Origin of the sequence: uncultured Thermomonas sp., assembly GCF_937872235.1 — a bacterium.
Taxonomy (GTDB): Bacteria; Pseudomonadota; Gammaproteobacteria; order Xanthomonadales; family Xanthomonadaceae; genus Thermomonas; species Thermomonas beijingensis.
The window spans coordinates 37012-63252 of record NZ_CALMPC010000002.1 but is presented as its reverse complement, the minus strand read 5'-3'; the positions used below and the strand labels follow the sequence as shown (position 1 = coordinate 63252).

At 61.7% G+C, this 26241-nt stretch carries 23 protein-coding genes; 13 read left to right on the top strand and 10 right to left on the bottom strand.

Features of this window, described 5'->3' with window-relative positions:
• Together murU and QWB57_RS00420 are read right to left on the bottom strand one after the other, a co-directional pair.
• Entirely contained in the window at window positions 1-708 is a 708-nt protein-coding gene (murU, locus tag QWB57_RS00425) for an N-acetylmuramate alpha-1-phosphate uridylyltransferase MurU (RefSeq protein WP_223626969.1), read from the bottom strand.
• Window positions 705-1709 carry a phosphotransferase gene (locus tag QWB57_RS00420; protein WP_223626971.1) on the bottom strand — a complete coding sequence of 335 codons (1005 nt, stop codon included), beginning with the start codon at window positions 1707-1709 and terminating at the stop codon, window positions 705-707. Before QWB57_RS00420 ends, murU begins: the two co-directional genes overlap by 4 nt.
• A gap of 42 nt (window positions 1710-1751) precedes the next feature.
• Between QWB57_RS00420 and QWB57_RS00415 the strand changes: the two genes are divergently transcribed.
• Window positions 1752-3155, top strand: a complete 1404-nt coding sequence (locus QWB57_RS00415) for a mannose-1-phosphate guanylyltransferase/mannose-6-phosphate isomerase (protein WP_288967837.1) — start codon at window positions 1752-1754, stop codon at window positions 3153-3155.
• A gap of 213 nt (window positions 3156-3368) precedes the next feature.
• Here the strand turns inward: QWB57_RS00415 and cysK are convergent, their stop codons facing one another.
• Together cysK and cysG are read right to left on the bottom strand one after the other, a co-directional pair.
• Window positions 3369-4328: a cysteine synthase A gene (gene cysK / locus QWB57_RS00410; protein WP_288967836.1), complete on the bottom strand. Its 960-nt coding sequence runs from the start codon at window positions 4326-4328 to the stop codon at window positions 3369-3371.
• A gap of 40 nt (window positions 4329-4368) precedes the next feature.
• Window positions 4369-5826, bottom strand: a complete 1458-nt coding sequence (gene cysG / locus QWB57_RS00405) for a siroheme synthase CysG (RefSeq protein WP_288967835.1) — start codon at window positions 5824-5826, stop codon at window positions 4369-4371.
• Window positions 5827-5977: 151 nt separating this feature from the next.
• Here cysG and QWB57_RS00400 point away from each other — a divergent pair, with 151 nt between their 5' ends.
• The gene (locus tag QWB57_RS00400) at window positions 5978-6949 is read left to right on the top strand and encodes a LysR substrate-binding domain-containing protein (RefSeq protein WP_223626979.1); all 972 of its coding nucleotides are present in this window, start codon (window positions 5978-5980) and stop codon (window positions 6947-6949) included.
• 5 nt (window positions 6950-6954) lie between these two features.
• Here the strand turns inward: QWB57_RS00400 and QWB57_RS00395 are convergent, their stop codons facing one another.
• The 3 genes from QWB57_RS00395 to QWB57_RS00385 are packed head-to-tail and all read right to left on the bottom strand — an operon-like array spanning window position 6955 to window position 11287.
• Entirely contained in the window at window positions 6955-7716 is a 762-nt protein-coding gene (locus tag QWB57_RS00395; RefSeq protein ID WP_288967834.1) for a phosphoadenylyl-sulfate reductase, read from the bottom strand.
• The gene (gene cysI, locus QWB57_RS00390) at window positions 7713-9422 is read right to left on the bottom strand and encodes an assimilatory sulfite reductase (NADPH) hemoprotein subunit (RefSeq protein ID WP_288967833.1); all 1710 of its coding nucleotides are present in this window, start codon (window positions 9420-9422) and stop codon (window positions 7713-7715) included. Before cysI ends, QWB57_RS00395 begins: the two co-directional genes overlap by 4 nt.
• A gap of 20 nt (window positions 9423-9442) precedes the next feature.
• Window positions 9443-11287 (bottom strand): assimilatory sulfite reductase (NADPH) flavoprotein subunit, encoded by a 1845-nt coding sequence (locus QWB57_RS00385; protein WP_288967832.1) that lies wholly within the window; start codon window positions 11285-11287, stop codon window positions 9443-9445.
• Between the two features lie 277 nt (window positions 11288-11564).
• Here QWB57_RS00385 and QWB57_RS00380 point away from each other — a divergent pair, with 277 nt between their 5' ends.
• A complete protein-coding gene (locus QWB57_RS00380) occupies window positions 11565-11918 on the top strand; it encodes a ComEA family DNA-binding protein (protein ID WP_223626987.1) in 354 nt (117 codons plus the stop codon).
• Between the two features lie 97 nt (window positions 11919-12015).
• Here QWB57_RS00380 and QWB57_RS00375 read toward each other — a convergent pair whose 3' ends face one another.
• On the bottom strand, window positions 12016-12732 hold the full coding sequence (locus QWB57_RS00375; protein ID WP_223626990.1) for an energy transducer TonB: 717 nt from the start codon (window positions 12730-12732) through the stop codon (window positions 12016-12018).
• A 303-nt stretch (window positions 12733-13035) separates the two neighbouring features.
• On the opposite strand from QWB57_RS00375, the gene QWB57_RS00370 reads away from it, so the two are divergent.
• From QWB57_RS00370 to QWB57_RS00340, 7 genes are all read left to right on the top strand, one after another.
• Window positions 13036-13491, top strand: a complete 456-nt coding sequence (locus QWB57_RS00370; RefSeq protein WP_223626993.1) for an Rrf2 family transcriptional regulator — start codon at window positions 13036-13038, stop codon at window positions 13489-13491.
• Window positions 13488-13682: a YezD family protein gene (locus tag QWB57_RS00365; RefSeq protein ID WP_223626995.1), complete on the top strand. Its 195-nt coding sequence runs from the start codon at window positions 13488-13490 to the stop codon at window positions 13680-13682. The genes QWB57_RS00370 and QWB57_RS00365 overlap by 4 nt, the downstream gene beginning before the upstream one ends.
• A 73-nt stretch (window positions 13683-13755) precedes the next feature.
• Window positions 13756-14973, top strand: coding sequence for a porin (locus QWB57_RS00360; RefSeq protein WP_288967829.1), 1218 nt, complete (start codon window positions 13756-13758; stop codon window positions 14971-14973).
• Between the two features lie 65 nt (window positions 14974-15038).
• Complete coding sequence (locus QWB57_RS00355) at window positions 15039-16061, top strand: sulfate ABC transporter substrate-binding protein (RefSeq protein WP_288967828.1); 1023 nt, start codon at window positions 15039-15041, stop codon at window positions 16059-16061.
• A gap of 16 nt (window positions 16062-16077) precedes the next feature.
• A complete protein-coding gene (cysT, locus tag QWB57_RS00350; RefSeq protein ID WP_288967827.1) occupies window positions 16078-16929 on the top strand; it encodes a sulfate ABC transporter permease subunit CysT in 852 nt (283 codons plus the stop codon).
• Complete coding sequence (gene cysW / locus QWB57_RS00345) at window positions 16922-17785, top strand: sulfate ABC transporter permease subunit CysW (RefSeq protein ID WP_223627005.1); 864 nt, start codon at window positions 16922-16924, stop codon at window positions 17783-17785. Before cysT ends, cysW begins: the two co-directional genes overlap by 8 nt.
• 2 nt (window positions 17786-17787) lie before the next feature.
• Complete coding sequence (locus tag QWB57_RS00340; RefSeq protein ID WP_288967825.1) at window positions 17788-18819, top strand: sulfate/molybdate ABC transporter ATP-binding protein; 1032 nt, start codon at window positions 17788-17790, stop codon at window positions 18817-18819.
• A gap of 81 nt (window positions 18820-18900) precedes the next feature.
• Here QWB57_RS00340 and QWB57_RS00335 read toward each other — a convergent pair whose 3' ends face one another.
• Both QWB57_RS00335 and QWB57_RS00330 read right to left on the bottom strand, forming a co-directional pair.
• Window positions 18901-19149 (bottom strand): GlsB/YeaQ/YmgE family stress response membrane protein, encoded by a 249-nt coding sequence (locus tag QWB57_RS00335; protein ID WP_223627010.1) that lies wholly within the window; start codon window positions 19147-19149, stop codon window positions 18901-18903.
• Between the two features lie 150 nt (window positions 19150-19299).
• The gene (locus QWB57_RS00330; protein ID WP_223627013.1) at window positions 19300-20031 is read right to left on the bottom strand and encodes an SIMPL domain-containing protein; all 732 of its coding nucleotides are present in this window, start codon (window positions 20029-20031) and stop codon (window positions 19300-19302) included.
• A 128-nt stretch (window positions 20032-20159) separates the two neighbouring features.
• Here QWB57_RS00330 and QWB57_RS00325 point away from each other — a divergent pair, with 128 nt between their 5' ends.
• Genes QWB57_RS00325 through QWB57_RS00315 form a run of 3 tightly spaced genes read left to right on the top strand, consistent with a single transcriptional unit; the run spans window position 20160 to window position 26197 of the window.
• Window positions 20160-20729 carry a Maf family nucleotide pyrophosphatase gene (locus QWB57_RS00325; RefSeq protein WP_223627015.1) on the top strand — a complete coding sequence of 190 codons (570 nt, stop codon included), beginning with the start codon at window positions 20160-20162 and terminating at the stop codon, window positions 20727-20729.
• Window positions 20726-22219: a ribonuclease G gene (gene rng, locus QWB57_RS00320; protein ID WP_223627017.1), complete on the top strand. Its 1494-nt coding sequence runs from the start codon at window positions 20726-20728 to the stop codon at window positions 22217-22219. The genes QWB57_RS00325 and rng overlap by 4 nt, the downstream gene beginning before the upstream one ends.
• 57 nt (window positions 22220-22276) lie before the next feature.
• Complete coding sequence (locus QWB57_RS00315) at window positions 22277-26197, top strand: YhdP family protein (RefSeq protein ID WP_288967821.1); 3921 nt, start codon at window positions 22277-22279, stop codon at window positions 26195-26197.
• Window positions 26198-26241: the final 44 nt, after the last annotated feature.

The following is a 26241-nucleotide window of genomic DNA, read 5'->3' as shown; positions in this document are numbered from 1 at the left end:
TCACGCGCAGGCGCGCAACTCTGCATCGAGTATCGCCAACCGGTCCGGCGTGCCCACATCGGTCCAGCGCCCGTGGTGGTGTGTGCCAGTAACGCCTGCGCGGGCCATGGCGGCGCGCAGCAGTGGGGCCAGTTTGAAGCGCGGTGGCGTGGCGTGTGCGCCGCTGGCATCCCCGATCACGCGGCGCCAATCTTCAAACAGGCTTGGGCGATACATGCCAATACCGGCGAAGGTGAGTTTTGCTTCGCCATCGGAGTGCACCACACCGGCTGCGCTGAGTGCAAAGTCGCCCCGCGGGTTGTGTTCCGGGTTGTCCACCAAGAGCAGATGCGCTCGCCCCACCGGTTCCCGCGGCAGGGTGGAGAAATCGGCATCGCACCAGATATCCCCATTGACCGCGAGGAATGGCGCAGCGCCCAGCACGGGCAGCGCATGCCAGATGCCGCCGCCGGTTTCCAGTGGCCTGTCACCTTCGAACGAATACGAGATACGCAGTCCCCATTGCCCACCATCACCCAGCGTGGCCGGAAATTGCGCGGCCAGCCACGAGGTATTGATGACCACATCACGGACACCCAGCGCCGCCAGTTTTTCCAGATGCCAGACGATCAGCGGTTTGCCGCCGACGTTCAGCAGTGGCTTGGGCGTGTGGTCGGTGAGTGGGCGCATGCGCTCGCCTAGGCCGGCGGCAAAAATGAGCGCTTTCATGTCGTCACCTTGGCAAAGGCCGGTTTGAGGGTGCGTTCCAGCAGGGCTTGCAAGGGCTGAAGTGCAGCGTATTTGGGCACCACGGCGTCCAGGTACGTGAAAAAGCGCGGGGCATCGGCCAGATAGCGCGGTTTGCCATCACGATGGTGCAAGCGCGCGAAAATGCCGAGAATTTTCAGGTGCCGCTGCACGCCGCACCAGTCGGCATCCCGGATGAATTTGGCCAGCCCCGGCACCGGCAACCCTGCTTGCATGGCGCGTGCGTGATAGTGCTGCAGCCAGCCTTCCACGCGGGGTTCCGGCCAGCTTGAAAAGGCATCGCGCAGCAAGCTGACCGGGTCATAGGCAATCGGGCCGTGCACCATGTCCTGAAAGTCCAGCACCGCCGGGCCGGCGTCAAGCGGCATCAGATTGCGCAGCATGTAATCGCGATGGGTGGGCACGCGGGCCTGCGCCAGCGCGTTATCCATCAGTCGGCGCTGCGCCAGTTGCAGGCATTCGCTATCGGCGCAATCCAGGTGGATGCCCAAGTGTTTGCCGATAAACCACTCTTCGAACAAACCTGCATCGCGCTGCAATAACGCTTCGCCGAATACCGGGAAATCGGAGGGCAGTGCAAGCGATTGCAGACGGATCAATTGGGTGATGGCGGCATCGATCAGCCCATCGGCATTGGCATCGGTGATGACTTGCGCCACGGTGGGGCCACCAAGGTCTTCCAGGATCAAGAAGCCCTGTACTTCATCGCGTGCCAATACCTGCGGCACGCGCACGCCAGTGGCGTCCAGCAGATCCCGCACCCGCAGCCATGGGCGCAGGTCCTCCTTGTCGGGTGGGGCATCCATCACCACCCGGGACGGGGTGACGCCCTCGGTGCGCCAATAGCTGCGAAAGCCGGCGTCGGTGGATGCGCGTTGCAGTTGCACATGGGGATCCCCCAATGCCGTGCGTGTCCAATGCAGGCGAAGGGCGGCGCGGGGGGCGGTTTCAGGTGTGCTCATGGGGAAAGGGTAAACTGCCACATCGATTCCAGCGAGGCAGACATGACCCCACTGCAACCCGTATTGCTCTCTGGCGGCTCCGGCACGCGGTTGTGGCCGTTGTCGCGGGAAGCCTATCCCAAGCAGTTTTTGCCGCTGGTGGGCAACGACACCATGCTGCAGGCCACATGGCAGCGCGTGCAGGCGATTGCCAGTTGTGCGCCGATTGTGGTGGCGGGTGAAGACCACCGCTTTCTGGTGGCCGAGCAACTGCGTCAGATTGGCGCACCCACACCTGCCATCGTGTTGGAACCGATGGGCCGCAATACTGCGCCGGCCATTGCTGCGGCCGCGCTGCAAGCGATGGCTGCGGGCCAGGACCCGGTATTGCTGGTGTTGCCATCCGATCATGTGGTGCGCGATGCCGCAGCGTTTCGTGCGGCCGTACAGCAAGCCTTGCCGGCGGCGGAAGCGGGTGCGCTGGTGACGTTCGGCATTGTGCCCAATGCGCCGGAAACCGGGTTTGGTTATATCCAGGCCGAGGCCGGTCAGGGGGTGTGCAAGGTGTTGCGGTTCGTCGAAAAGCCTGATGCCGTCACCGCGCAGCACTATCTGGACGCAGGTAGCTACTTCTGGAATAGCGGCATGTTTTTGCTGCGTGCTTCGCGCTATCTGCAGGAACTGGCACGTTTTCGGCCGGACATCGTGGACGCGGTGCGCACGGCGTTTGCAAGCGCGGCACGCGATGGCGATTTCATCCGGCTGGACAAGGCGGCATTCGCACAATGCCCGTCTGATTCGATCGATTATGCGGTGATGGAACATACCGATGCTGCCTGCGTGTTGCCGGTGGATATCGGCTGGAATGATGTGGGTTCGTGGTCGGCGCTGTGGGAGGTCAGTACCCAGGATGACGAGGGCAATGCGCACCACGGCGATGTGATTGCAATCGACAGCCGCAATAGCTATGCCTATGCGCGGCGGTTGGTGGCGCTGGTAGGGGTGGACGATCTGGTGGTGGTGGACACCGACGATGCCGTGCTGGTGGCGCACAAGGACAAGGTGCAACAGGTCAAGGACGTGGTGGCCAAACTCAAGGCCGAGCAGCGTTCGCAAGCGGTGCTGCATCGCGAAGTACACCGGCCGTGGGGCAGCTACGACTCGATCGACATGGCGGATGGCTTTCAGGTCAAGCGCATCAAGGTCAAACCCGGTGCGCGCCTATCCCTGCAATCGCATACCCGCCGCGCCGAACATTGGGTCGTGGTACGCGGCACTGCGCGGGTGACCCGCGACAACGACGTGTTCGAACTGTTCGCCAACCAGAGCGCCTACATCCCAATCGGCGCCAAGCACCGGCTGGAGAATCCCGGCGGCGAGATGCTGGAACTGATCGAGGTGCAGTCCGGCGATTACCTGGGCGAGGACGACATCGTCCGCTACGAGGACGTGTACGGGCGGTCGTAACGGTGTGTGGTGCGTGCGTTCTCTCGCGGCCGCGTTCCCGCGGGCACTGCCTTCCGCGAATGTCCCCCGGCATTGGCCGGTGGCCAGTGCCTCCTCCTTGATTTCGCTGCAGGCAGCGCCCGCGGGAACGCGGCTTGGGACATTGCGGCGTGTGAAGTATGTGCCCCTCCCGCATCGCGGGAGGGGTTCTTGTCCGCTGTGGATTGCGGTGGCTCAGCCCAGGCTGGCCAGCCACTCGTCGTCGCTGCCCTCGTTGATGTCGGCGAACAGCGGGCTGGAGAAATAGCGCTCGCCGGTGTCCGGCAGCATCGCCAGCAGCACGCTGCCTTCCGGTGCGGTTTGTGCAAGCTGTAGTGCGGTGGCGGCGGTGGCACCGGCGGAGATGCCGACGAAAATGCCTTCCTCGGTCGCCAAGCGGCGTGCGGTGGCGAAGGCGTCGTCGTCGCTGACGGTGCGCAGTTCGTCATACGCATTGCGATTGAGCACGGCAGGTACGAAGTCCGGCGTCCAGCCCTGGATTTTGTGCGGCTTCCATTCGTCGCCTTTCAGCAGTGCCGCGCCGGCAGGTTCAGTACCGATGATGCGCACATCCGGGCGCGCCACTTTCAACACTTCGCCGACGCCGGTCAGAGTGCCGCCACTGCCCCAACCACTGACGAAATAATCCAGCCGCTGGCCGGCGAAATCGCGCAGGATTTCGGTGGCGGTGGTGCTGCGGTGATAGGCCGGGTTGGCGGGATTGGTGAATTGACTGGCCCAGAACCAACCGTGTTTTTCGGCAAGTTCCTTGGCTTTTTCCACCATCCCGGTACCGCGCGCGGCGGCGGGGGTCAGGATGACTTTGGCACCGTAGGCGCGCATGGCCTTGCGGCGCTCGATGGAGAAGGTTTCGGTCATCACCGCCACGAATTTGTAGCCGCGTGCCGCCGCCACCATCGCCAGCGCAATGCCGGTGTTGCCGGAGGTGGCTTCCACAATGGTATCGCCTGGCTTCAGCAGGCCGCGCTGTTCGGCATCCAGCACGATCCCCAGCGCCAGCCGGTCCTTGACCGAGCCACCGGGATTGAAGGCTTCGGCCTTCACATAGACGCTGACATGCGCAGGTGCCAGCCGATTGAGTTTGATGATGGGGGTGTTGCCGATGGTGGCGGTGATGCTGTTGTAGAGGGCCATGTGGGCGGTGTCCTTGTGATGGCGAATGCGGGAAGAAAGATCAGGCGGCGTGGGCGAGCAGCGGCGGTTGACAGCGCGCATCGGCAGCGGTCAGCGGCGGCGCGCCAAACCAATGCAGCTGGGTGGCCAATGCGGCCACTTCGCCGATGATGAGCAGTGCCGGTGCCAGCACGGCGTGAAGCCGGGCCAGCTCGGGCAGTTCAGCCAAGCTGCCGGCCACCACGCGCTGCTGTGGACGGCTGCCGTGTTCGATCAAGGCAAACGGCGTGCTGGCTGCGCAGCCGTGGGCGATCAATTTGTCGCGCAGGGCAGACAGGCCTGTCACGCCCATGTAGAACGCCAGGGTTTGCTGCGGTTTGGCCAGCGCGGTCCAGTCGTGTTCGGTCGCGCCGGATTTGCCTTGTGCGGTCAGGATGCGCAGCGATTGCGCATGCGCGCGATGGGTCAGCGGGATCCCTGCATACGCCGCGCAAGCCACTGCCGCGGTGATGCCGGGGACCACTTCATAGCCGATGCCTGCGGCGCGCAGGGCTTGCAGTTCTTCGCCGCCGCGGCCGAACACGAACGGATCGCCACCTTTCAAACGCACCACGCGCTTGCCGGCATTGGCCAATTCAATCATCAGTGCGTGGATGCGCGCCTGGGTGGCATCGTGATCGCCGCCAATGTGTTTGCCCACTTCAATCCGCTCGGCATCGCGGCGTGCCAACGCCAGTACCTCGGCACTGACCAGGCGGTCGTGCAGGATGACATCGGCATCATTCAACACCCGCAGCGCACGCAGTGTCAGCAGGCCGGGGTCGCCGGGACCTGCACCCACCAGCGCCACGCTGCCTTGCACATGCCTTGCACCAGCGTCCAGCTCGGCCTCGATCACGTGCTGCGCCGCCGCTGCTTGGCCGCGCCGCAGTAACGCCTGCGCCGGGCCAGTCAATACCCGCCGGAAGAATGTGCGGCGTGCGGACAGGTCCGGCAGGCGGTTGCGAATGCGGCCGCGCAATTGGCTGAGTAATTGCGCCAGTGCGCCCACCGCATCATCAAACTGAAGCTCCAATTGCTCGCGTAGATGACGCGCCAACATGGGCGATGCGCCGCCGCTGGAAATGGCAATCTGCAACGGCCCGCGTTGCACCCGCGCCGGCAGCTGCGCGCTGGCCAGTGCGGCATCGTCCACCACATTGGCCCACACCTGCCGCGCCTGCGCAGCATCGGCCACGGCGCGGTTGACGCCGGCATCGTCGGTGGCGGCAATCACCAGCCATGCGCCCTCCAGTTGCGTGGGGGCGAAGGTGGTGGCGAGGTGAGTGATGTGCCGGTGCGATACCAGCGCCGCCAGCCCCGGTTCCAGTGCATTGGCCACCACCTGCACGGTGGCCCCCGCCTCCAGCAAGGCCGCGATTTTGCGGGCCGCAACGGCACCGCCACCGACCACCAGCACGCGGCGGCCGCGCAGGTCGAGAAATAGCGGAAACAAGGGGGGTGGGGGTGCGGTTTGCATCCCGTCACGCTAGGCCTGTTGGCGGGGACATGGAAATAGCGGGCTGGATTTTACTTATGCACTTATGGCATAAGCCTTGACTAGGAATGCTTGCAGACTCCGATATAATCCATCGCTATATTCGAATGCAGCGATATATGAGTGCCATGCCATGACCCTGACCCAGCTTCGCTACCTTGTTGCCATCGCCGATTCCAACTTCAACATCACCCAGGCGGCCGAGCGCGTGCACGCGACCCAGCCGGGGCTGTCCAAGCAGCTCAAGCAGCTGGAAGATGAGTTGGGTTTCCAATTGTTTTTGCGCAAGGGCCGCAGCTTGGAAGGGGTGGCTCCGGCGGGCGTCAAGATCATCGACAGCGCCCGCAAGATCCTCGCCGAGGCGGCCAATATCCGCAGTTATGCGTCCAACGAGCGCGGCGAATTTCGCGGCCGCCTGTTGCTGGCCACCACCCACACGCAAGCGCGCTATGTGTTGCCGAAGGTGATTGCCGACGTCACCCGCCGCTACCCGCACGTCAGCGTGGACTTGTTTGCCGCCGGTGATGCCGAGGTGTTGGAGAAATTGGACGAAGCCGATTTCGGCCTGATCAGCACCGCCGGCAGTACCCCGCAAACCAATGGCGTAGCGGTGCCGTTGTTCCGCTGGCGGCGCGTGTTGCTGGTGCAAAAAACACACCCGTTGGCGACCAGGAAGCGGGTGCCCACCTTGCTGGAATTGGCGCGCTATCCGTTGATTTCGTATGAATCTTCGACCTTGCCGGAATCCTCCTTGCAGCGTGCGTTTGCGGCGGTAGGCGTGCAGCCCCAGATTGCGATGACCGCGCGTGATGCCAACCTGATCAAGGCCTACGTACGCACCGGACTGGGTGCGGGCTTGCTGGCCGAAATGGCGGTGGGTGAGCGGGAAGACGATGACCTGCGGGTGATCGACGCGCCGCTGGAGCTCCCCGAGTGCATCACCTGGGCGGTGGTGCCGCGTGGCCGCGTACTGCGCGAATACGCACTGGAGCTGTTGCATGGCCTGGCCCCGCACATGGATCGGCATGACTTGCGCCGTATTCTGGAAGGCAACCAGCCGCCGGAGTGGCCGGAATTGCCGCGTTGGCAGGCGGAACAGTCATAGCGCCCTCACAAATCAAAATGCAGCCCGCATTCGCGGCGTAGGCCGAAGAAGCGGGTGTTGGAGGCGTCCATGCCCGGTTGCAATGGGCGAGTGGTGTGCACGTCGCCTACCGAGACGTAGCCTTGTTGCAGTAGCGGGTGTTCGGGCAAGTCGTGTTGCAGGATGTAGGCGCCGATATCGATATCCGACCAGTCTGCAATCGGGTGGAATTTGAAGCGGCCATCCTTGATTTCAAGAATGGCGATGTGTTTGCGCGATGCCGATTGCTCGCGGCGCAGCCCCGCGTGCCAGCAGCCCACGCCCAACTCGTCCAGCGCACGCTGCATCGGTTGCACTTTGCGCAGCTGGTTATAGCGGGCGATGCCATCGCTGCCGGCGTCCCACAGCTTGCCCAGGCGGGTTTCCATCCAACTGCTACTCAGCTGTGCTTGATAGACCTGCAAGTTCAGCCCGAGCAGGCCAGTGAGTTGGTCGGCGTAGCGGTAGGTTTCCGGAAACAGATAGCCGGTATCGACCATGATCACGGGGATGTTGGGCGCAGTCGTTGCAAAAAGATGCAGCGAGACCGCCGACTGCACACCAAAACTGGTCGAAAGTGCGTGCACGCCGGGCAGGTGTTGCAGTGCCCATTGGATGCGTTGTTGTGCATTCAATGGAATGAGCGTGGCATTGAGTTCGGCCAAATCGTCTGCGGTGAGCGATGCCGGGTCAAGTGCGCGTGCAGACACGGAAACGGGGGCGAGATGTGGGGCGAGTTGGGCGTTCATGGCGACACGTGGGGTACAACGCGAACATGGGTGGGATAGGGTGGCAGCGCGACGACTTCGGCGCGATGCAGGAAGTCGCCGAAGTGTTCATCGGGCTGGCGTTCTGCGGCATAACGGGCCAGCAGCGGGTCAAGGGCTTCGATGATCTGTGCTTCGGTGATGTTGTCACGGTACAAGGTGTTGAGCCGGGTGCCGCGATGATCGCCGCCCAGCATCAGGCTGTAGCGGCCAGGGGCTTTGCCGACCAGCGCAATTTCCGCCAGGTACGGGCGCGAGCAGCCATTCGGGCAGCCGGAAATGCGCAGCACGATGGGCGTATCGCGCAGGCCGTGTTTGACCAACAGCGGCTCCATCACGGCGAGCAAGGTGGGCAGGTAGCGTTCGGCTTCGGCCATCGCCAAGGCGCAAGTGGGCAGCGCCACGCAGGCCACGGCGCTGCGCGCCAGCGCGGTGACTGCGTTGTTTTCGCGATCCAATGCGTAGTGTTGAACCAAGGCGTCGATCTGTGCACGCCGGGCCTCGGGGACGCCGGCGATGATCACGTTCTGGTTGCAGGTCATGCGAAATTGCCCGGTATGTATCTTGGCGATTTCACGCAGGCCGGTGAGCAGCGGGCGACCGTCTTCAAAGTCGGCAATGCGCCCGGACGGCAGTGACAGGGTGAGGTGCCACAGCCCGTTTTCGCCTTCCACCCAACCAAAGCGGTCGCCGTTGTGGTCGAAGTGATACGGGCGTGCGGCTTGCAGGGTGAAGCCGGCGCGTGCTTGCATCATCGCCACGATCTTGTCGCTGCCGTGATCGTCGATGGTGTATTTGAAACGGGCGTGCTTGCGGTCCTCGCGGTCACCCAAATCCCGTTGCACGGTAATGGCGGCTTCGGCGATGGCGAACACTTGCTCGGGGCTGACAAAACCAATCACATTGGCCACGCGCGGGTAGTGTGCGGCGATGCCGTGGCTGGCACCCATGCTGCCGCCAATGGCGACATTGAAGCCGCTCAAGTTGCCGGTTTCATCAACGATGGCAATCAGGCCCAAGTCATTGGCGAACACGTCCACATCGTTCAGTGGGGGCACTGCCACCGCGATTTTGAATTTACGTGGCAGGTAGGCATCGCCGTAGATCGGTTCGTGCTCGACGCCGCTTTCGGCAACCTTGTCTTCGTCCAACCAGATTTCATAATACGCACGCGTGGCGGGTTTGAAATGCGCGGACAAGCGTTGTGCCCAATCGTGTACTTGCGCATGCAATGCCGATTGCTGCGGGTTGCTGGAGGCCAGTACATTGCGATTGACATCGCCGCAAGCGGAAATGGTGTCCATCGCCGCCGCATTGATCGCGGCCATGGTGGCTTTCAGATCCCGCTTGATGACGCCATGGATCTGGAAGGTCTGGCGGGTGGTGACGCGCAGCGAATGGTTGGCATACGTCGTGGCGATGGCGTCCAGCCCCAGCCATTGCTGCGGTGTGAACACGCCGCCCGGCGCGCGGATGCGGATCATGAATTGATGCGCAGGTTCCAGTTTCTGGCGGCGACGTTCGTCACGCAGGTCGCGGTCGTCTTGCTGGTAGCTGCCGTGGAACTTGATGGTGCGCTGGTCTTCAAACCCCAGCGAGCCGGTGCTGGCATCGTGCAAGCCCGCGACCATGTCGCCGCGCAGATGGCGACTTTCGAGTTTGATTTTTTCGACGGAAGGATGGCTCATGGTGTTGTTCTCGTTGCGGCTCAATACACATCGCGGGCGTAGCGCCCTTCGCGTTGCAGTTGGCTCAAATAATCGGATGCCGCACCGGCATCGCCACCGTTGTGAGTGCTTGCGATGTCAAGCAAGGCCGCATGCACATCCTTGCCCATGCCAATCGCTCCGCAAACATACAAATGCGCGCCGCGTTGCAGCCAGTCATAGACCTCGCGGCCGTGTTCGCGCAGGCGGTCTTGCACGTAGATTTTTTGCGATTGATCGCGCGAGAACGCCAGATCCAGACGATGCAGTTCGCCTTTGGCCAATGCCTCTTGCCATTCGGTTTGATACAAAAATTCGGTATTGAAATGGCGCGCACCAAACAGCAGCCAGTTGCGGCCAGTTGCGCCGGTTTCGGCGCGTTCCTGCACAAAACCACGGAACGGCGCCACGCCGGTGCCGGGGCCAATCATCAGGATGTCGCGGCTGCTGTCGGCGGGGACGCGGAAGCGTTCGTTGGGCTCGATATACACCGGCACGCTGGCATCTTCATCCAGCGCAGCGAGAAAGCTGCTGGCCGCGCCGAGGTGATCAGTACCGTGTGCCGAATAGTGCAGTACATCGAAGGTCACATGCGCTTCTTCGCCCACCCGCTTGCGGCTGGAGGCGATCGAATACAAGCGTTGCACCTGCGGGCGCAGCGCGGCCACCAAACTTGCCGCCTCCCATTGCGCGGGCCAACGTCGCAACACGTCGATCAGTTGGTGTGTACCCAGCAACGTGGCAAGTTCGGCATTGCCAGGTTGCAGCAGTTGCGCCAAGTCCTGCGCGCCGCTGCGTTCGGCCACGCTGGCAAGCAGCGGGCGTGACAGCCGGGTCAACTCACGATGACTGCTCAACCATTCCGAAAGCGGCAGGCTGTGGCCGTCGTGATCGACCAAGGCATCGCCGTGCAGGCCGGTTGCGACCAATACCGCGGCCACCAAGCACTGCGGGTTGCGATGCCGAATGCCCAGTGCGTCGCCGGGTTCATAGCTCAGGCCCGAGCCTTCCAGTGACAGTTCAAGATGACGGATATCCTTGTCTACCAATGCATACCGGCGGAACCCGGTGCCTTTGAATTCGCGTCCGGTGATGCGTTGATTGGCCAACACGCTGGCGGCAAACGGGGCGTCCTGTGTCCATGTGGGTGCTGCATGCGGACGCAGCGGTGTCACCGTTGCAAGATGCGCGGGTGCTGCGGGTTTCAGGTATTCCTTGGCGTGCGCCAGTGCGTGTTCGCGCCACGGCGTGGCGATGCTGTCGATGTCCAAATCGGCTTCGCCCAACGGCAGCACGCGGCTGGCACCGAGTTCGGCCAAACGTGCATCCAGCGTGCGGGCGATGCCGCAAAAGTCGGCATAACTGGAATCACCCAAGCCCAGCACTGCAAATTTGAGCTGCGGTAATTTTGGTGCGCGCTTGCCCAGCAGGAATTCGGTGAAGCCAATCGCGTCATCCGGCGGGTCCCCTTCACCTTGGGTGCTGATGATCAGGTACAGCAGCTTTTCATTCGCCACTTCACGGGTGGCATAGGCATCGGCACGCAGCAGCCGCGCCGGCAGGCCGGCGGCTTCCAATTGTGCATGCAGTGCTTCGGCGGCGCGCTTGGCATTGCCGGTCTGGCTGCCATACACAATGGTGGCTGGCTGCACTGCAATTGGCGTGGGCTGTGCCGCAGCGGTCGCCAGTGCCAGGCCGGTGGGTGTGAGTGCACGCGCCATCCCGGCCAAATAGCCAGAGGCCCACAGCAGGGCGCTGCGGTCGGCATCGGCGGCAAATTGCGAAAGCAATCGGGCTTGATCGCCGGTCAACGGCGCAGGTAGTGGGGCGGCAGTGGCGTGCGACATGGCGGCAGGGCGTGAAGGATGCCGATGCAGGCTAGGCGCTGGCTTGTCGCAGGGGAAAGGAGGGCTGGTTATGCCGATATGGGATATGGCATGCATTGCCGGCATAGCGTGGGTGCGTGCGGGGTTTTCTTACGTCATGGCGAGGCAAACACGGGGGGGCGATGTGCGTTATTCGCCGATCGTCTGGACATCGGCACAGCGCGATGCTGTCCCTGCCGGCCCGCACCCCGCGCCGCCGGATCACCTAAACCGCACTACAACCTGCAAGGAATCCGTCATGAAATTTCTGAACACATTGCTGTCCACCCTGGTGTTGTCGCTGGCGCTGGCCGGCGCCGCCATCGCTGGCGAAACCGTCAATATCAATAGTGCCGACGCCGCCACCCTCGATCGCGTACTGGTCAATATCGGCCCATCCAAAGCGCAGGCCATCGTGGAGTACCGCAAGGCCCACGGCGCATTCCGCAGTGCCGAGCAACTGGCCGAAGTCAAAGGCGTGGGCCTGAAGACGGTGGAAAAAAACCGCGATCGCATCAGTTTGGGGGGGGCTGCGCCGGCACGCCCGGCAGCCACCGCCAGCCGCCCGCAACAAGTCGCCAGTGCGCAGCCCAAGCCGGTGGCGCGGCGCTGAACACTGGCGTGCTCCGCTGCTGGGATCTGCGGGGAACAGCACCCGGCAAGGCAAGCCCGGACGCGCCTGACCGCAGTGGGTCAGGCGCGTTGCCGTGTCAGCGGCGCAGATTGAATTCGATCGGCACCAACCCCAGTGCTTGCACGGCCTTGCCGTTTTGGGTCGCCGGCTGGAAGCTCCAGCGCCTCAGCACTTGCAGCCGCGCCGCTTCGTCCAATTCACGGTGGCCACTGCTGCGTGAAATGCTGACCTCGATCGGCTGGCCATTGATATCCACCAGCACCTGCAATAACACCGTGCCGCTCAGCTGACGCTGCAAGGCCGCACGCGGATACACCGGTGGCGGGGCATTGCGATACGCCAGTTGCATGGGCGTGGGGGGAACGTTGGGCGGAATCAGGCTATCGCCATGCGAGTCCCCGTCATCGGCTGTTAGCGTGGTGATCTGAGTGTTGCCGGTATCACTGATTACCTGAGCCGCCGGCGTGGTGTCCGGGCTGCGCGTCACGCTGGGATGGGCCGGTGGGTTGATCGGCTGCGGCGGTTGCGGGTGCGTGATCGGGGTGATCTCCACAATCACCGGTTCCGGTGGCTTGACGATGCTGCGCACCACAGGGTTGTGACTGGGAGGATCCTGCGCCGGGGTCAGTGGAATTGACATCGGCACCATCAGCAGGCCGAACAGGATCAGATTGAACGTCAACGTTCCACTCATGGTGAAAATGCGGGACGGATCCAGCTTGGGTTTTGCAGCTGGGTTCAACAGTGCAAAACCGGTGGCGCGGGATAGGGCAAAGGCAGGTGCGCGAACCATGGTCGATCTCCTGTGCAGGTGGACGTACGCTGTACACAAACCATGCAACGGGCGAGCATGTGCAATGGGGTTAGGACGCCACCGTTTGCACGCTTTGACGCTGCGCCATTACGTGCGCCGTGCAAAGCAGTGAACGATGATCGGTCGTGTTTGTACGACGAACGGCGGTTGTCATCCGGATTTGGTGAGAACAGATCTCTGTCCGTTGGCCGGTGGGTACGCGCAGCTTTTCGTGCAAGGCATAAGCGCATGCCAATCGGGATATTGACAAGCCGAAATGATTTCCTATAAAAAATATAGGAAATGCTGACAAACAAAGCCAAATACGGACTTCGCGCAATGTGTGCGCTGGCTGCACTGCCTGCAGGCGAGCGCATGCAGGCGCATGTGCTGGCCGAGCGCGCCAACATCCCGGCCAAATTTCTGGAGGCTATCTTGTTGGATCTGCGGCGTGCCGGTTTTGTTGCCAGTCGGCGTGGCGCGCAGGGCGGGCATGCACTGGCCAAACCGGCGCAAGACATCATGGTGGGTGATCTGATTCGTGCCATCGATGGGCCACTGGCGCCGGTGCGCTGTGCCAGCATGACCGCTTATGCGCCTTGCACGGATTGTGCCGATCCGGACACCTGCGCGATTCGGGCATTGATGTGGGAAACCCGGCAAGCGTTGTGCAGTGTGCTGGATCGGCGCAGCTTGACGGTATTGAGTCGACGTGCAGGCAACGAAGCATGGATGCGTCAGTTGGGGGGCTCGCCATGACATCAATCCAGCCCGATGCTACCCGGATGCCGGTGGCTGCACTGCATTCGCCACTCGAAGCGGAGGTGCTGCGTGCGATCCGCGACACTGCTTACGGCACGATTGAGGTGGTTGTTCATCAGTCGCGTATTGTCCAGATCACCCGCAGTGAGAAACTCCGTTTCGATTCACCGCAGCACGACCCACGCTGAGCGCCGCGTCCCAACTCTGCCGACCGGACCACCGGAGGCATGTCTTCCACCTTCAATAGCAGGAATCGAAGTCATGCCGTTTCACTTCCTATCGCGGCCACCCCAATCTCCGCATCCGCGTCTGGTTGCGCTTGCCATTATCCTTGCCTTGGCCCCATCGCTGGGGCACGCAGGTGAGATCAAGTTGCGCGGATTGGTACAGGCCGATACCCGTAGCTTCATGAATGACTCCGCAAAAAACGATGGATTCTTGTGGCGACGGCTGGAGCCCAGCATTGAGGGCAATTGGGGCACATGGCTGGGGTTCCGGGTTAATCCACAGTTCGCTGGTGACAGGGTCACCCTCAATGAGGCGTATATCGATTTGAAATTTGATCCGCGTGCCACAGTGCGGATTGGCAAATCCAAACCACCCTTCGGGTTGGAGCGTTTGCAGTCGAGTACAAGTACTGCACAAGTGGAGCTGGGGCTGCCGTCGGAACTTGCACCAGGCCGTGACATCGGGGTGCAATTGCAGGGCAGCGTACTGGGTGGTGCCCTGGATTACGGGATCGGGGCATTCAATGGCACGGTTGATGGGCGCGATGCTGTTGCCGGCAATCCCGACGGCGAATTCGAATATGCAGGCCGGTTGTTCTGGCAGCCACGCAAGCACGCACGGGGTGAGTGGGGCAACCTGGGGTTGGGTGTGGCCGCTACTGTTGGTAATACCCATGGCAATGGAAGCAACGTCTTGCCGCGTTATCGCACGCCGGGGCAGGCGCAATTTTTTGGCTATGGCAGCAATGTGGCTGCCGATGGCCAACGGTTACGCAAGACCGTGCAGGGGTATTGGTATCGCGGGCCGTTGGGGTTGCTGGGTGAATGGGTCAGTAGTGCGCAGACGCTACGCGTGATCAGTGGAGCCGGTGCAGGGTCACGTGCCACGTTGGATAACCACGCTTGGCAGATCGCGGCGGGCTGGGTGTTGACTGGCGAGGACGCGGGCTATCGGGGTGTGGTGGCACCGGCGTCTCCATTTGCGATCGGACAACCCGGATGGGGGGCATTGGAGGCGACCGTGCGCTATGGCCAGCTGCAGATGGATGCTGCTGCATTTCCTTATTTCGCCAATGGCGCGACATCGGCACAGGCGGCGCATGGCTGGGGGGTGGCACTCAATTGGTACTTGACCGGCAACCTCAAACTGATGGCCAACTACACCATGACCAAATTCGATGGGGGTGCCGCCGCCGGCGGTCGCCGCCCGCAAGAGCGGGTGCTGTTCACCCGCGCACAGCTGACTTTCTGAAGCATTCGTTCGCAACCTGAGCACTGGCTATCCAGTGGCCTGATGACATCCCGGGAAATACGACGATGAACAAATTCGGATACAACGTGGCAGGTGTCCTGCTGTTTACATTGCTGGCTTTGCTGCCGGCAGCTTCCTATGCGGCAGCGAAGGACAAGGAGTTGCTGAATGTTTCTTATGACCCCACCCGTGAGCTGTATGCCGATATCAACCAGGCCTTCGCCGTGGACTGGAAGCGGCAGACAGGTGAGTCGCTGACACTGCGCGCCTCGCACGGCGGCTCTGGCAAACAGGCGCGTGCCGTGCTGGATGGCCTGGACGCCGATGTGGTGACGTTGGCGCTGGCGGCCGACATCGATGTGCTGGCCGAGCAAGGCAAGTTGTTACCCATCAACTGGCAAACCCGGTTGCCGCATAACAGTGCGCCTTACACATCGGCCATCGTGTTTTTGGTGCGCAAAGGCAACCCCAAGGGCATCAAGGACTGGGGTGATCTGGTCAAGCCGGGGATCGGGGTGATCACGCCTAATCCGAAGACTTCAGGCGGTGCGCGCTGGAATTATCTGGCGGCTTGGGTATGGGCCTCACGCCAGTATCGCAGTGGCAGCAAGGTGCTGGAGTACATGGGGAAATTGTTCCGCAACGTGCCGGTACTGGATACGGGAGCACGCGGAGCAACCACGACGTTCGTGGAACGCGGAATTGGTGATGTGTTGATCGCTTGGGAAAATGAGGCGTTGTTGACCGTCAACGACCCACAGCTGCGTGGCAAGTTTGAGCTGGTGGTGCCTTCGGTCAGCATCAAGGCCGAACCACCGGTGGCGTGGTTGGACAAAAACACCACCAAGCATGGTACCGGCAAGCAGGCAGAAGCGTATCTGCGGTTTCTGTATTCACCCACAGGGCAACAAATCGCAGCCCGCCATTACTATCGCCCAACCGAGCCTGCCAATGTGCCAGCCGCGTTATTGAAGCCGTTTGCACCAATCAAGCTGGTCACCATCAATGATGCGTTTGGTGGATGGAAGAAAGCGCAGGCCGAGCATTTCGGTGACGGCGGTTTCTTCGATCGAATCTATCGACCCTGACCGACGCAAGGTGATGATGGCATTGAACCAATCAGCGGCAGCCGCGCGTGGCCGCAATCCGTTACCGGGCTTTGGCCTGAGTCTTGGGTTGGGCATGGCTTGGCTGGGTGTGGTGGTGCTGCTGCCATTGGCTGCACTGGCGGTGCGTGCGACGGGGATGGGCGCGCACGCGTGGCTACGCGCAATCAACGATGCACGGGTGCAGGCAGCACTCAAGCTGAGCTTTTCCACTGCATTCTGTGCGGCTGTGGTGGCATCGCTGGTGGGTGTGCTGATCACCTGGGTCATCGTGCGTTATCGCTTTCCCGGGCGGCGTTTGCTGGATGCACTGGTGGACTTGCCGTTTGCATTGCCAACCGCCGTGGCGGGGATTGCGCTGACTGCGATTTATGCCCCCACCGGCTGGGTCGGCAAGCTGTTGGCGGCCTGCAACTTCAAAATTGCCTATGCCACACCCGGTATCGTGCTGGCCCTGGTGTTCATTGGTTTGCCATTTGCGGTACGTACCCTGCAGCCGGTGCTGGAAGCATTGGGGCGCGAGCCGGAGGAAGCTGCGGCGTCGCTGGGGGCCAATCGGGTCACCACGTTTCGGCGTGTCATCATCCCCGAGTTATTGCCGGCATGGTTGACAGGGTTTTCGCTGGCATTTGCGCGAGGTTTGGGCGAGTACGGTTCGGTCATCTTCATTGCCGGGAACCTGCCCTACAAGACCGAAATTGCGCCGCTGCTGATTACCATCCGCTTGGAAGAGTACGACTACAACGGCGCGGTAGCGATTGCCGCGTTGTTGCTGGTCGCTTCCTTCTTGAGCCTGCTGCTGATCAACCTGCTGCCACTGTTATTCCAGCGCGGGGGCGGACATGACTGAGGGGCCTCGATGTAACGATGACCCACTGCGCGAACCCGGATGGTTGCGCTGGTTGCTGATCCTGACTGCGGTTGCGGCGATTGGCTTGCTGGTGCTGCTGCCGTTGGTCATGGTACTGGGGGCGGCCTTTGGCAAGGGCTTTCATGCCTGGTGGCAGGCACTGGTGGCGCCTGACGCGCGCAGTGCATTGGCATTGACCCTGTTCACCGCGGCCATCGTGATACCAGTCAACGCCGTGTTTGGTGTGCTGGCGGCGTGGGCACTCACGCGGTTTTCGTTCCGCGGCAAACGCGTGTTGCTGGCGCTGATCGATTTGCCATTCGCGGTATCGCCGGTGGTGGCTGGCCTTTGCCTGGTGCTGTTATTTGGCAGTGCAGGTTGGTTTCATGCATGGTTGCAGGCGCATGACATCAAAGTGCTGTTTGCACGTCCCGGCATTGTTTTGGCGACGTTGTTTGTCACCTTTCCGTTTGTGGTGCGCGAGCTGGTGCCGTTGATGCAGCAACAAGGTGCCGATGAGGAGCTGGCTGCGCGCTCGCTTGGGGCCAGTGCATGGACGATGTTCCTCCGCGTCACCCTGCCGAAGATCAAATGGGGTTTGTTGTACGGCGTGCTGCTGTGTGCCGCCCGGGCGATGGGCGAGTTTGGTGCGGTGTCGGTGGTGTCGGGCCATATCCGTGGCATGACCAACACCTTGCCGCTGCATATCGAGATTCTCTACAACGAATTTGATGCCACGGCTGCATTTGCAGTGGCCTCCCTGCTGGCAGGGTTATCCCTGCTCACCCTGGTGTTGAAAGTCTGGCTGGAAGCGCGGCATGGCGACGCGCTTGCGCAATCTCATAGGCGGCATTGATCATGCAATTGACGATTTCATCCTTGCACAAGCGCTATCCCGGCGTGGCGGCGCTCGATGGCGTCGATTTGGATATTCGCTCGGGTGAGCTGGTCGCGTTGCTGGGGCCATCGGGGTCTGGCAAGACCACGCTGCTGCGCGTGATTGCCGGCTTGCTGCATGCCGATGCAGGACGCGTGTTGTTTGGCGAAAACGATGCCACCGGGTTAAGTCTGCGCGAGCGCAATGTGGGTTTTGTGTTCCAGCATTACGCATTATTCCGGCATATGACTGTAGCCGAAAATATTGCGTTTGGTTTGCGCAGCCGTCCGCGTGCAAAACGCCCAGACAAGGCCAGTATTGCAAGGCGCGTGCAGGAGTTGTTGCAGCTGGTACAACTCCCCGAGCATGGTGGGCGCTATCCCGATCAGCTCTCCGGGGGACAAAAGCAGCGCATTGCGCTGGCGCGGGCACTGGCCATTGATCCGGCAGTGTTGCTCCTGGACGAGCCTTTTGGCGCGCTGGATGCCAAGGTGCGCATCGAACTACGGCGTTGGCTGCGAAAACTGCATGAGCAGACCGGGCAAACCACATTGTTTGTCACCCATGATCAAGAGGAAGCGCTTGAGTTGGCGGATCGGGTAGTGGTGATGCGGGCGGGCAAGGTCGAGCAGGTGGGTACACCCGATGCCATCTATCGCTCCCCAGCTTCGCCCTATGTGTTCGAATTCATTGGGCGGGCCAATGTATTGCATGGGCAGGTGATCAACGGGCGTTTTTGCGCGGCGGGAGTGACGCTGGATGCCGGCGGGGTTGTTGATGGTCCGGCGCGATTGTATGCGCGGCCACATGATGTGCAGTTGGCTGCGCCAGGGGCAGATACGTTGTCGCTGCAGGTGCGCGGGGTGCAGCGGTTGGGTGGGCGGCTAACCGCCGAATTTGCGCTGGGTGGGCAAGCGTTGGAACTGGAGACGTTGGACACTGCGGCCGTGCCGCTGCTGCCGGGTGAGCATGTCACAGTGCGCGTGGCCCGCTACCGGGTGTTTCCAACCTAGCGGATGCGAGTGTGGGAGCATGGAGCAGCAAAAAAACGCCCCGGTAAGCGGGGCGTTTTGTGGAAATATCACGCCAGGCGTTCAACCCTTCTTGCGCAGTGCCTCGTACACGGCCAGCAAGACGATCGCAGCACCAATGGCGACCGCCCATTGCATCAGGCTGCTGGTGATGTGCAACATGCCAGAGATGTAGCCGCCGGCGACCGCACCCACGATGCCCAGTACGATGGTCATGATCCAGCCCAGGGGGTCTGCCCCCGGTTTGAGCAGCCGGGCGAGAACGCCAATGACCAGGCCGCCGAGGATGTAGCTGAAGATCCCGTTGAACATGTGTTACCTCCGCTGGGGTGTGGACGAAAATGCGACGGATCAGATGCCAACGCCGGCACTGAGATTAACCCATGGCGACCGCAGTTTCCGGTGCGCATGCTTCAGATCATGTGAACTTCGCTGTCGGGTGGGGTGACTTTCAGGGATCGATCAGCGCCCCAGCTCGAACACCATATCCACGCTCACCGAGACGCTGCTTTCGCCGGCGGCGACCGCCGTGTCCTTTGCCATTGGGGCCGGGGCTGCCATCATTCGCATCACCGGCACCGGCTGCGGTCCACTGCTGCCACCTTCATTGATGCTGACGATGCGCAGCACGCGCATGCCCAGCGTATCGGCATAGGTCTGCGCTTGCGCTTGGGCTTTTTTCACCGCGGCAATGCGCGCCTCGGTGTAGGCCGGGTCAGGTTTGTCGATGCCAAAGGTTGGTCCGTTGATCTGGTTGGCGCCCTGCGCCACTAGGGTGTCGAGCACCTTGCCGAGTTTGCCCAGCTCGCGCACCTTCACGTTGACGGTATTGCTGGCCTGATAGCCCACGATGGTGGGTGGCATGTTGTCGGCATATTTGTATTGCGGGTTCAGGTTGATGCCGCTGGTCTGGATGTCGCGCTCGGCAAGTCCGGCTGCGCGCAGGGCCGCCATCACTTTGTCCATCTGCACCGCGTTGTTGCGCATCGCCGTATTGGCTTCGGTGGATTGGGTCACTACGCCAGTGGAAAGGGTGGCGATGTCAGGGGTGCGGCTGGTCTCGGCGCTGGCGGATATCGACAGCAAGGTGGTTTGTGGCGCAGCGGCGGCGATATCGGCGGGTTTTGCGTGTGTGGTCATGGGCAGGGCCGTGGCAAGGGCGAGAGCAAGCAGCAAGGGGCGCAGAGGCATCATGGACTCCATTTGTTGGGGGAACGATTACGTGCTGGGGGTGAACGCACGGTGAGCCGAAATGGGGTTAATTGCGTGAAACGGTGCCGTGGGGCTGGGGTGCACAGTAGGCCACAGGTTAGACTGCAGGCATGTTGCATCTTGCCTCGCGATCGCCCCGCCGCGCCGAATTGTTGACCCGTCTGGGGTTGCAGTTTGGCATCCTCGACCTTGCTATTCCCGAGCAGCAGGACGCTACCGAGTCTGCTGCCGACTACGTGCGCCGGGTGGCGCGGGAAAAGGCCGGGGCTGGCTTGTTGCAGGTAGTGGCAGTGCCCGATGCGGTCGTGCTGGGGGCCGATACCGAGGTGGTTTTGGACGGCGTGGTGTTTGGCAAGCCGGCCGATGCGGTGGAGGCCGCCGCCATGCTGCGGCGTTTGTCCGGGCGCAGCCATCAGGTCATCACTGCGGTCTCGCTGCTGTCGGCGGCACGCGAAGCGCAAGCGGTGGTGGTGTCGGAGGTGACGGTGGAAGCGCTGTCCGATGTCGATATCGCCCGCTATCTGGACACGGGTGAATGGCAGGGCAAGGCTGGCGGGTATGCCATTCAGGGCTGCTTTGAAGCGCACGTCTTGCGGCTGGACGGCAGCTATTCCGGGGTGATGGGCCTGCCCTTGCAGCAGACCGCGCAGGTGTTGCGGCAGTTTGGGTTGCTGCCATGAGCGAGGATTTGCTGGTCAATGTGACACCGCGTGAAACCCGCGTGGCGGTGGTCGAAAACGGCATGTTGCAAGAGCTGCACATCGAACGCGGCAGCCAGCGCGGAGTGGTCGGCAATATCTACAAAGGCAAGGTGCAGCGGGTGATGCCGGGGATGCAGGCGGCTTTTGTGGAGATCGGGCTGGAGCGCGCCGCGTTTTTGCACGCCAACGATATTTTTCGCGCCGCACCACTGGATGCAGTGGATGGCGATGACGTGCCGGCGGCACCGCCACCGCAGGTGCAAATCCCCATTATCGACCTGCTGCGCGATGGTGCCGAGATCGTGGTGCAGGTGGTGAAAGATCCGATCGGCAGCAAAGGCGCCCGGTTGACCACCCAGATCAGTATTCCTTCGCGCTATCTGGTGTTGCTGCCGCGTTCCAAAGTGATTGGTATTTCCGCCCGGATTGAAGATGACGCCGAGCGTAGCCGACTGAAGACACTGATGGCCGAGTTGACCGCCGGCGGGCCCGGCCACGGCTTCATCGTGCGCACCAATGCCGAAGGTCAATCCGCGGAGGCATTAGCCGAAGATATTGCCTATCTGGGGCGCGTGTGGGAGCTGATCGAGCGCAATTCCGCTGCCGCAAAAGTGGGTAGTTGCATTTATGAGGATCTCAGCCTGCCACTGCGTGCCGTACGCGATTTGATTCGCCGCGACGTGGACAAGGTGAAGGTGGATTCACGCGAAACCTGCGAGCATCTGCGGGAGTTTGCGGCCAAATACATGCCGGCATTGGCCGACAAGATCGAGCATTATTCGGGCTTGCGCCCGATCTTCGATATGTACGGCGTCGAGGATGAAATCCAGCGTGCCCTGGATAAGCAAGTGCCGCTCAAATCCGGCGGCTATCTGGTGATCGATCAAACCGAGGCGATGACCACGGTGGATGTGAATACCGGCAGCTTCCTGGGACAGCGCAATCTGGAAGAAACGGTGTATCGCACCAATCTGGAAGCGGCGCAGGCGGTGGCACGGCAACTGCGGCTGCGCAATCTGGGTGGCATCATCATCATCGATTTCATCGACATGCACGATGTGGAGCATCGCCGGCAGGTGCTGCGCACGCTGGAAAAATCCCTCATCAAGGATCACGCCAAAACCACGGTGTATGACTTCTCGCCGTTGGGCTTGGTGGAAATGACCCGCAAGCGCACGGTGGAATCACTGGAGCGCCAGCTGTGTGAGCCCTGCCACGAATGCACCGGGCGCGGCATGGTCAAGACTGCCGAAACGATTACTTACGAAATCTTCCGCGAGATCGTGCGCGCGGTACGCCAGTTTGATGCCGCCCGCTTGCTGGTGATCGCCTCGCCAAAAGTGGTTGGGCGGATTACCGACGAAGAATCCAACGCGGTGGCCGAGCTGGAGGAGTTCATTGGCAAGTCGATCCGCTTTCAAGCCGATGCGCAATATCTGCAAGAGCAGTTCGATGTTGTGCTGCTGTAACTGCCGGATGAGTGCAGTAGTGCATGGTGTGCGATACGGTTTGACCGAGGTTGCGGCATGAGCCAGCCCCGTCGCTGGCGCAGTGTGTGGCGGCACACATGGCATGCGCTCGCTGTCATGCTTGCGTTGTTGGCGCTGGGCAATGGCGTGGGCAGCCTGCTGTTGCCGATGGTCGAGCGGCATCCCGAGCGCGTGGCCGCGTGGCTCAGTGAACGTGCCGGGCGCACGGTCGCGTTTGATCATCTGGATACCCAGTGGACACGGCGCGGGCCATTGTTGCGGCTATCCAATTTGCGCATTGGTGATGCGAGAAATCCGCTGCAGATTGGCAATGCCGAGATCCAGATTGCCCAATACGCGGGGCTGTTGCCGGGGCGCTCGTTCACTGAGCTGCGCTTGCGTGGTTTGGACTTGACCCTGCAGCGTGACGACAACGGGCAATGGCAGGTGCGCGGGTTACCCGGCCAGCAAGCCGGCGGTGACCCGTTGGAGGCACTGTCGCATTTGGGGGAGCTGCAGCTGGCGCAAGCCAGCTTGCGGGTGCTGGCCCCAGCACTGAAGTTGGACTTGTACCTGCCGCGCATTGATCTTCGCCTGCAAGTCAATGGCAACCAGGTACGCGCGGGTGCAAGTGCCTGGCTTGGCAATACGGCAACACCGTTCAATATCGCTGGTGTGCTGGATCGTACCAGTGGCGATGGTCGCGTCTATGTCGGTAGCCGGATGGTGGATTTGGCGGATTTTGGCGACAAGCTGCCACTTCTGGGCGTGACTGCAGTGACTGGGCGTGGCCGCTTGCAAGGCTGGGCACAGTTGCGCAGCTACCGGGTGGTCGCTGTGCGGGCCGATGCCGGATTGTTGGATGTGCGTTTGCGGGGGGCGCCGATGCCTGCGGCAATGATGACCGCAGCAACCACCACTGCAGCAACCAGCACAGGGGCGACACCTGCAGCCAGCCATGAGGTGGGGGAATTGGTATTGGCGGCCAATTGGTCCGGGCGCTTGCAGGATTGGAGGTTGCAGGTCAGTCGATTGCGGATTGGCAATGGTGCCGGGCGGCAGATCCTGGATGGTTTGTCATTGGCAGGTGGGCAACGCTATGCAATGCACGCTGCACATTTGAATGTCGCGCCACTGTTGCAGTTGGCGGCATTGAGCGATGCCTTGCCTGCGCGGCTGCGGCAATGGGTGCAGACCACGCAGCCGGTAGCTGTATTGGACGATGTGGATATCCGGGGCCATACCGGTGGCATGCTGCATGCCAGCGCCCGTATCAGTGGCTTTCGTTTCGATCCGGTCGGACATGCACCTGGAATGCGGGGCGTCGGTGGTTGGTTGCAGGCCGATCAGGATGGCTTGCGCATGCGCTTTGATCGCACTGCCACGGTTGAATTTGATTGGCCAGCCGGCTTCGGCGTGGTGCATCGCTTCAAGATGGATGGAGAAGTCGTGCTGTGGCGAGATGTGGCCGGCTGGACCATTCAGACCCCCGGTTTGGCAATTGATGGCGGGCTGCTGCAAGTACAGGCGCGTGGCGGTATTGGTTTGCAGGATGACGGTAGCCATCCGCATCTGGATATCGCCGCGGATATTGGCGATGTGCCGGTCTCTTTTGCCCGTGGATTCTGGATCCATCACCTGATGCCGAAATCCTCGGTGCAGTGGTTGGATATGGCGCTGCGTGGCGGCACTCTGCGCAATGTGCATGCGGTGGTGGCGGGCGATCTGGATGATTGGCCATTTCGCAATGCGCCTGGCATGGCCGGTGCTGGTGTGTTTCGTGCGGACGCACATATCGACGATGGCACCATCAAGTTTCAACCCGATTGGCCTGCCGCAGAGCATATGGATGCCGATGTCAGTTTCGTGGCCGACGGCTTCAGCGTGAATGGGCGCGCGCAATTGGCGCAGATCGCCGCCACCCAGCTACGTGCAGGGATTGACCGCTTTGGTCAAGCCGAGTTGTGGGTGGATGCCGACACCACTGGTGATGCCAGGCATTATCTTGACCTGCTGCGCGCCAGCCCGCTGCATAAAGACTACGGTGACACGATGGATCACCTGCAGGTGGCCGGACCTGCGCAAGCACAATTCCATATGAAGTTGCCTTTGCATCAGCAAACCCCGGCACCGCCGGTGATTACCGGCAGCGTGAATTTAGGCGGTGCCAAGTTGGCCGAAACGCGCTACCAAGTAGCTTTTGACCAAGTACGCGGACAAGCCAACTATGACCAATCCGGTTTCGATGCCCCCGCATTGCAAGTGCGCTATGACGGCGCTCCGGGAGTGTTGGCGTTACGTGCAGGGCCGCATGTGCAAGACCCAGCGCAGGCATTCGAAGCACAGTTGCAAATGCAGGCCGAGATCGACGGGCTATTGGCCAAGGCCGGCAATTTGGATTGGTTGAAGCCATATCTGCGTGGCAGTTCGCAGTGGGTGGTGAGCATGGCGGTGCCACGCCAACTGCGCGCCGGGAGTGCGTTGCCATCACTGCTGCAGTTGCGCTCCAATCTGGTGGGTACTGCGTTTGATCTGCCTGCACCCATGCACAAACGCGCGTCAGATGTGTTGCCGGCGACTATTGCAATTCGCTTGCCGCTGGACAGTGGTGACATCGAGGCCAGCTTGGGCGATGTGTTACGCCTGCGCAGCCACAGCGCGCATCGGCAAACCGGCCTGCGCATGCAATTGGGGGCGGGCGAGATGGCCGCACCACCGGCACACGGTCTGGTGATCAGCGGCCATGTGGCGCAGTTGGATGCGCTGGATTGGATCGGGTTGGCCACGGGTGCCAAGGGCCAGGCCGATTTGCCTTTGCAGCGCATCGACATTCAGGCAGCAAACATGCAGTTACTGGGCGCAGCATTTGCCGACACGCGTGTGCAAATGGTGCCAATACCGCAGGGCATCACCGTACAGATACAGGGCAGTGCAATCGCCGGTAATCTGCGTATCCCGGAGCAGGCCGGCGCCAGTGTCAGCGGCCATTTCGATCATCTGTACTTGGCATTGCCAGCGGTAGCCGCGTCGGCTGGTACCGGCCGTGTCGCCTCATCGGTATCGGCATCGCTCAGTGACAAACCGAATTCTTCAGCGCCCGCGTCCACCGCATCGATCAACAACATCAACCCCGCCGTCATCCCGCCGCTGGCGCTGGATGTGGCTGATTTTCGCTTTGCCGGGACAGCAATGGGCAGCGCACGCTTTCGAAGTTCGCCAATAACCGGCGGCATGCGAATGGACGAATTTCGTACATCGGGTGGCAAGCAGCGGTTGGCGGCAAACGGCAGCTGGATAGGTAAGGGCGGTATGGCGCGTACCCAATTCCGGCTGGATGCCGACAGCGACGATGTAGGTGCGTTGCTGACCGGGTTTGGGCTGGGCGGACAATTGGTGGGAGGCAAAGGCCGAATGACCGGTGCCGCCAGTTGGAACGGTGCGCCGGATGCGTTTGATATCACCAAGATCGATGCCAGCCTGCGTGCCGATGTGCGCAATGGCCGTTTGCCGGAAATTGAACCAGGTGCCGGCAGGATGTTGGGGTTACTCGGTGTCAGCCAATTGCGTCGACGCTTGACGCTGGATTTCAGTGATTTGTTCAGCAAAGGCTTCGCTTTCGATCATCTGCAGGGCGACATTCGGCTGAGTCAGGGCAATGCACACACCGAAAATCTGAGCATCAAAGGGCCCGCCGCCGATTTGAATCTGCACGGTGGCGTCAATTTGCGCAGCCAACAGTTCGATCAAACGGTGGAAGTGATGCCTCGTTCCGGAGGTCTGCTCACTGCCGTGGGCGCGCTGGCTGCAGGTCCCGTAGGGGCGGCAGTTGGCGCTGTGGCCAATGCCGTATTGGATAAGCCAATGTCTGGAATCGGGGCCAAAACCTATCGCATCACCGGCCCGTGGGCTGCTCCCAAGGTCGAGGTGGTGGCCAAGCACCCTGCGCCGGCGACCGTTCCTTCCGCGGAAGGTGATTGATCTTTCCCCGATCGCCGCCATTTCCTTCACTAGCAATTGAACTT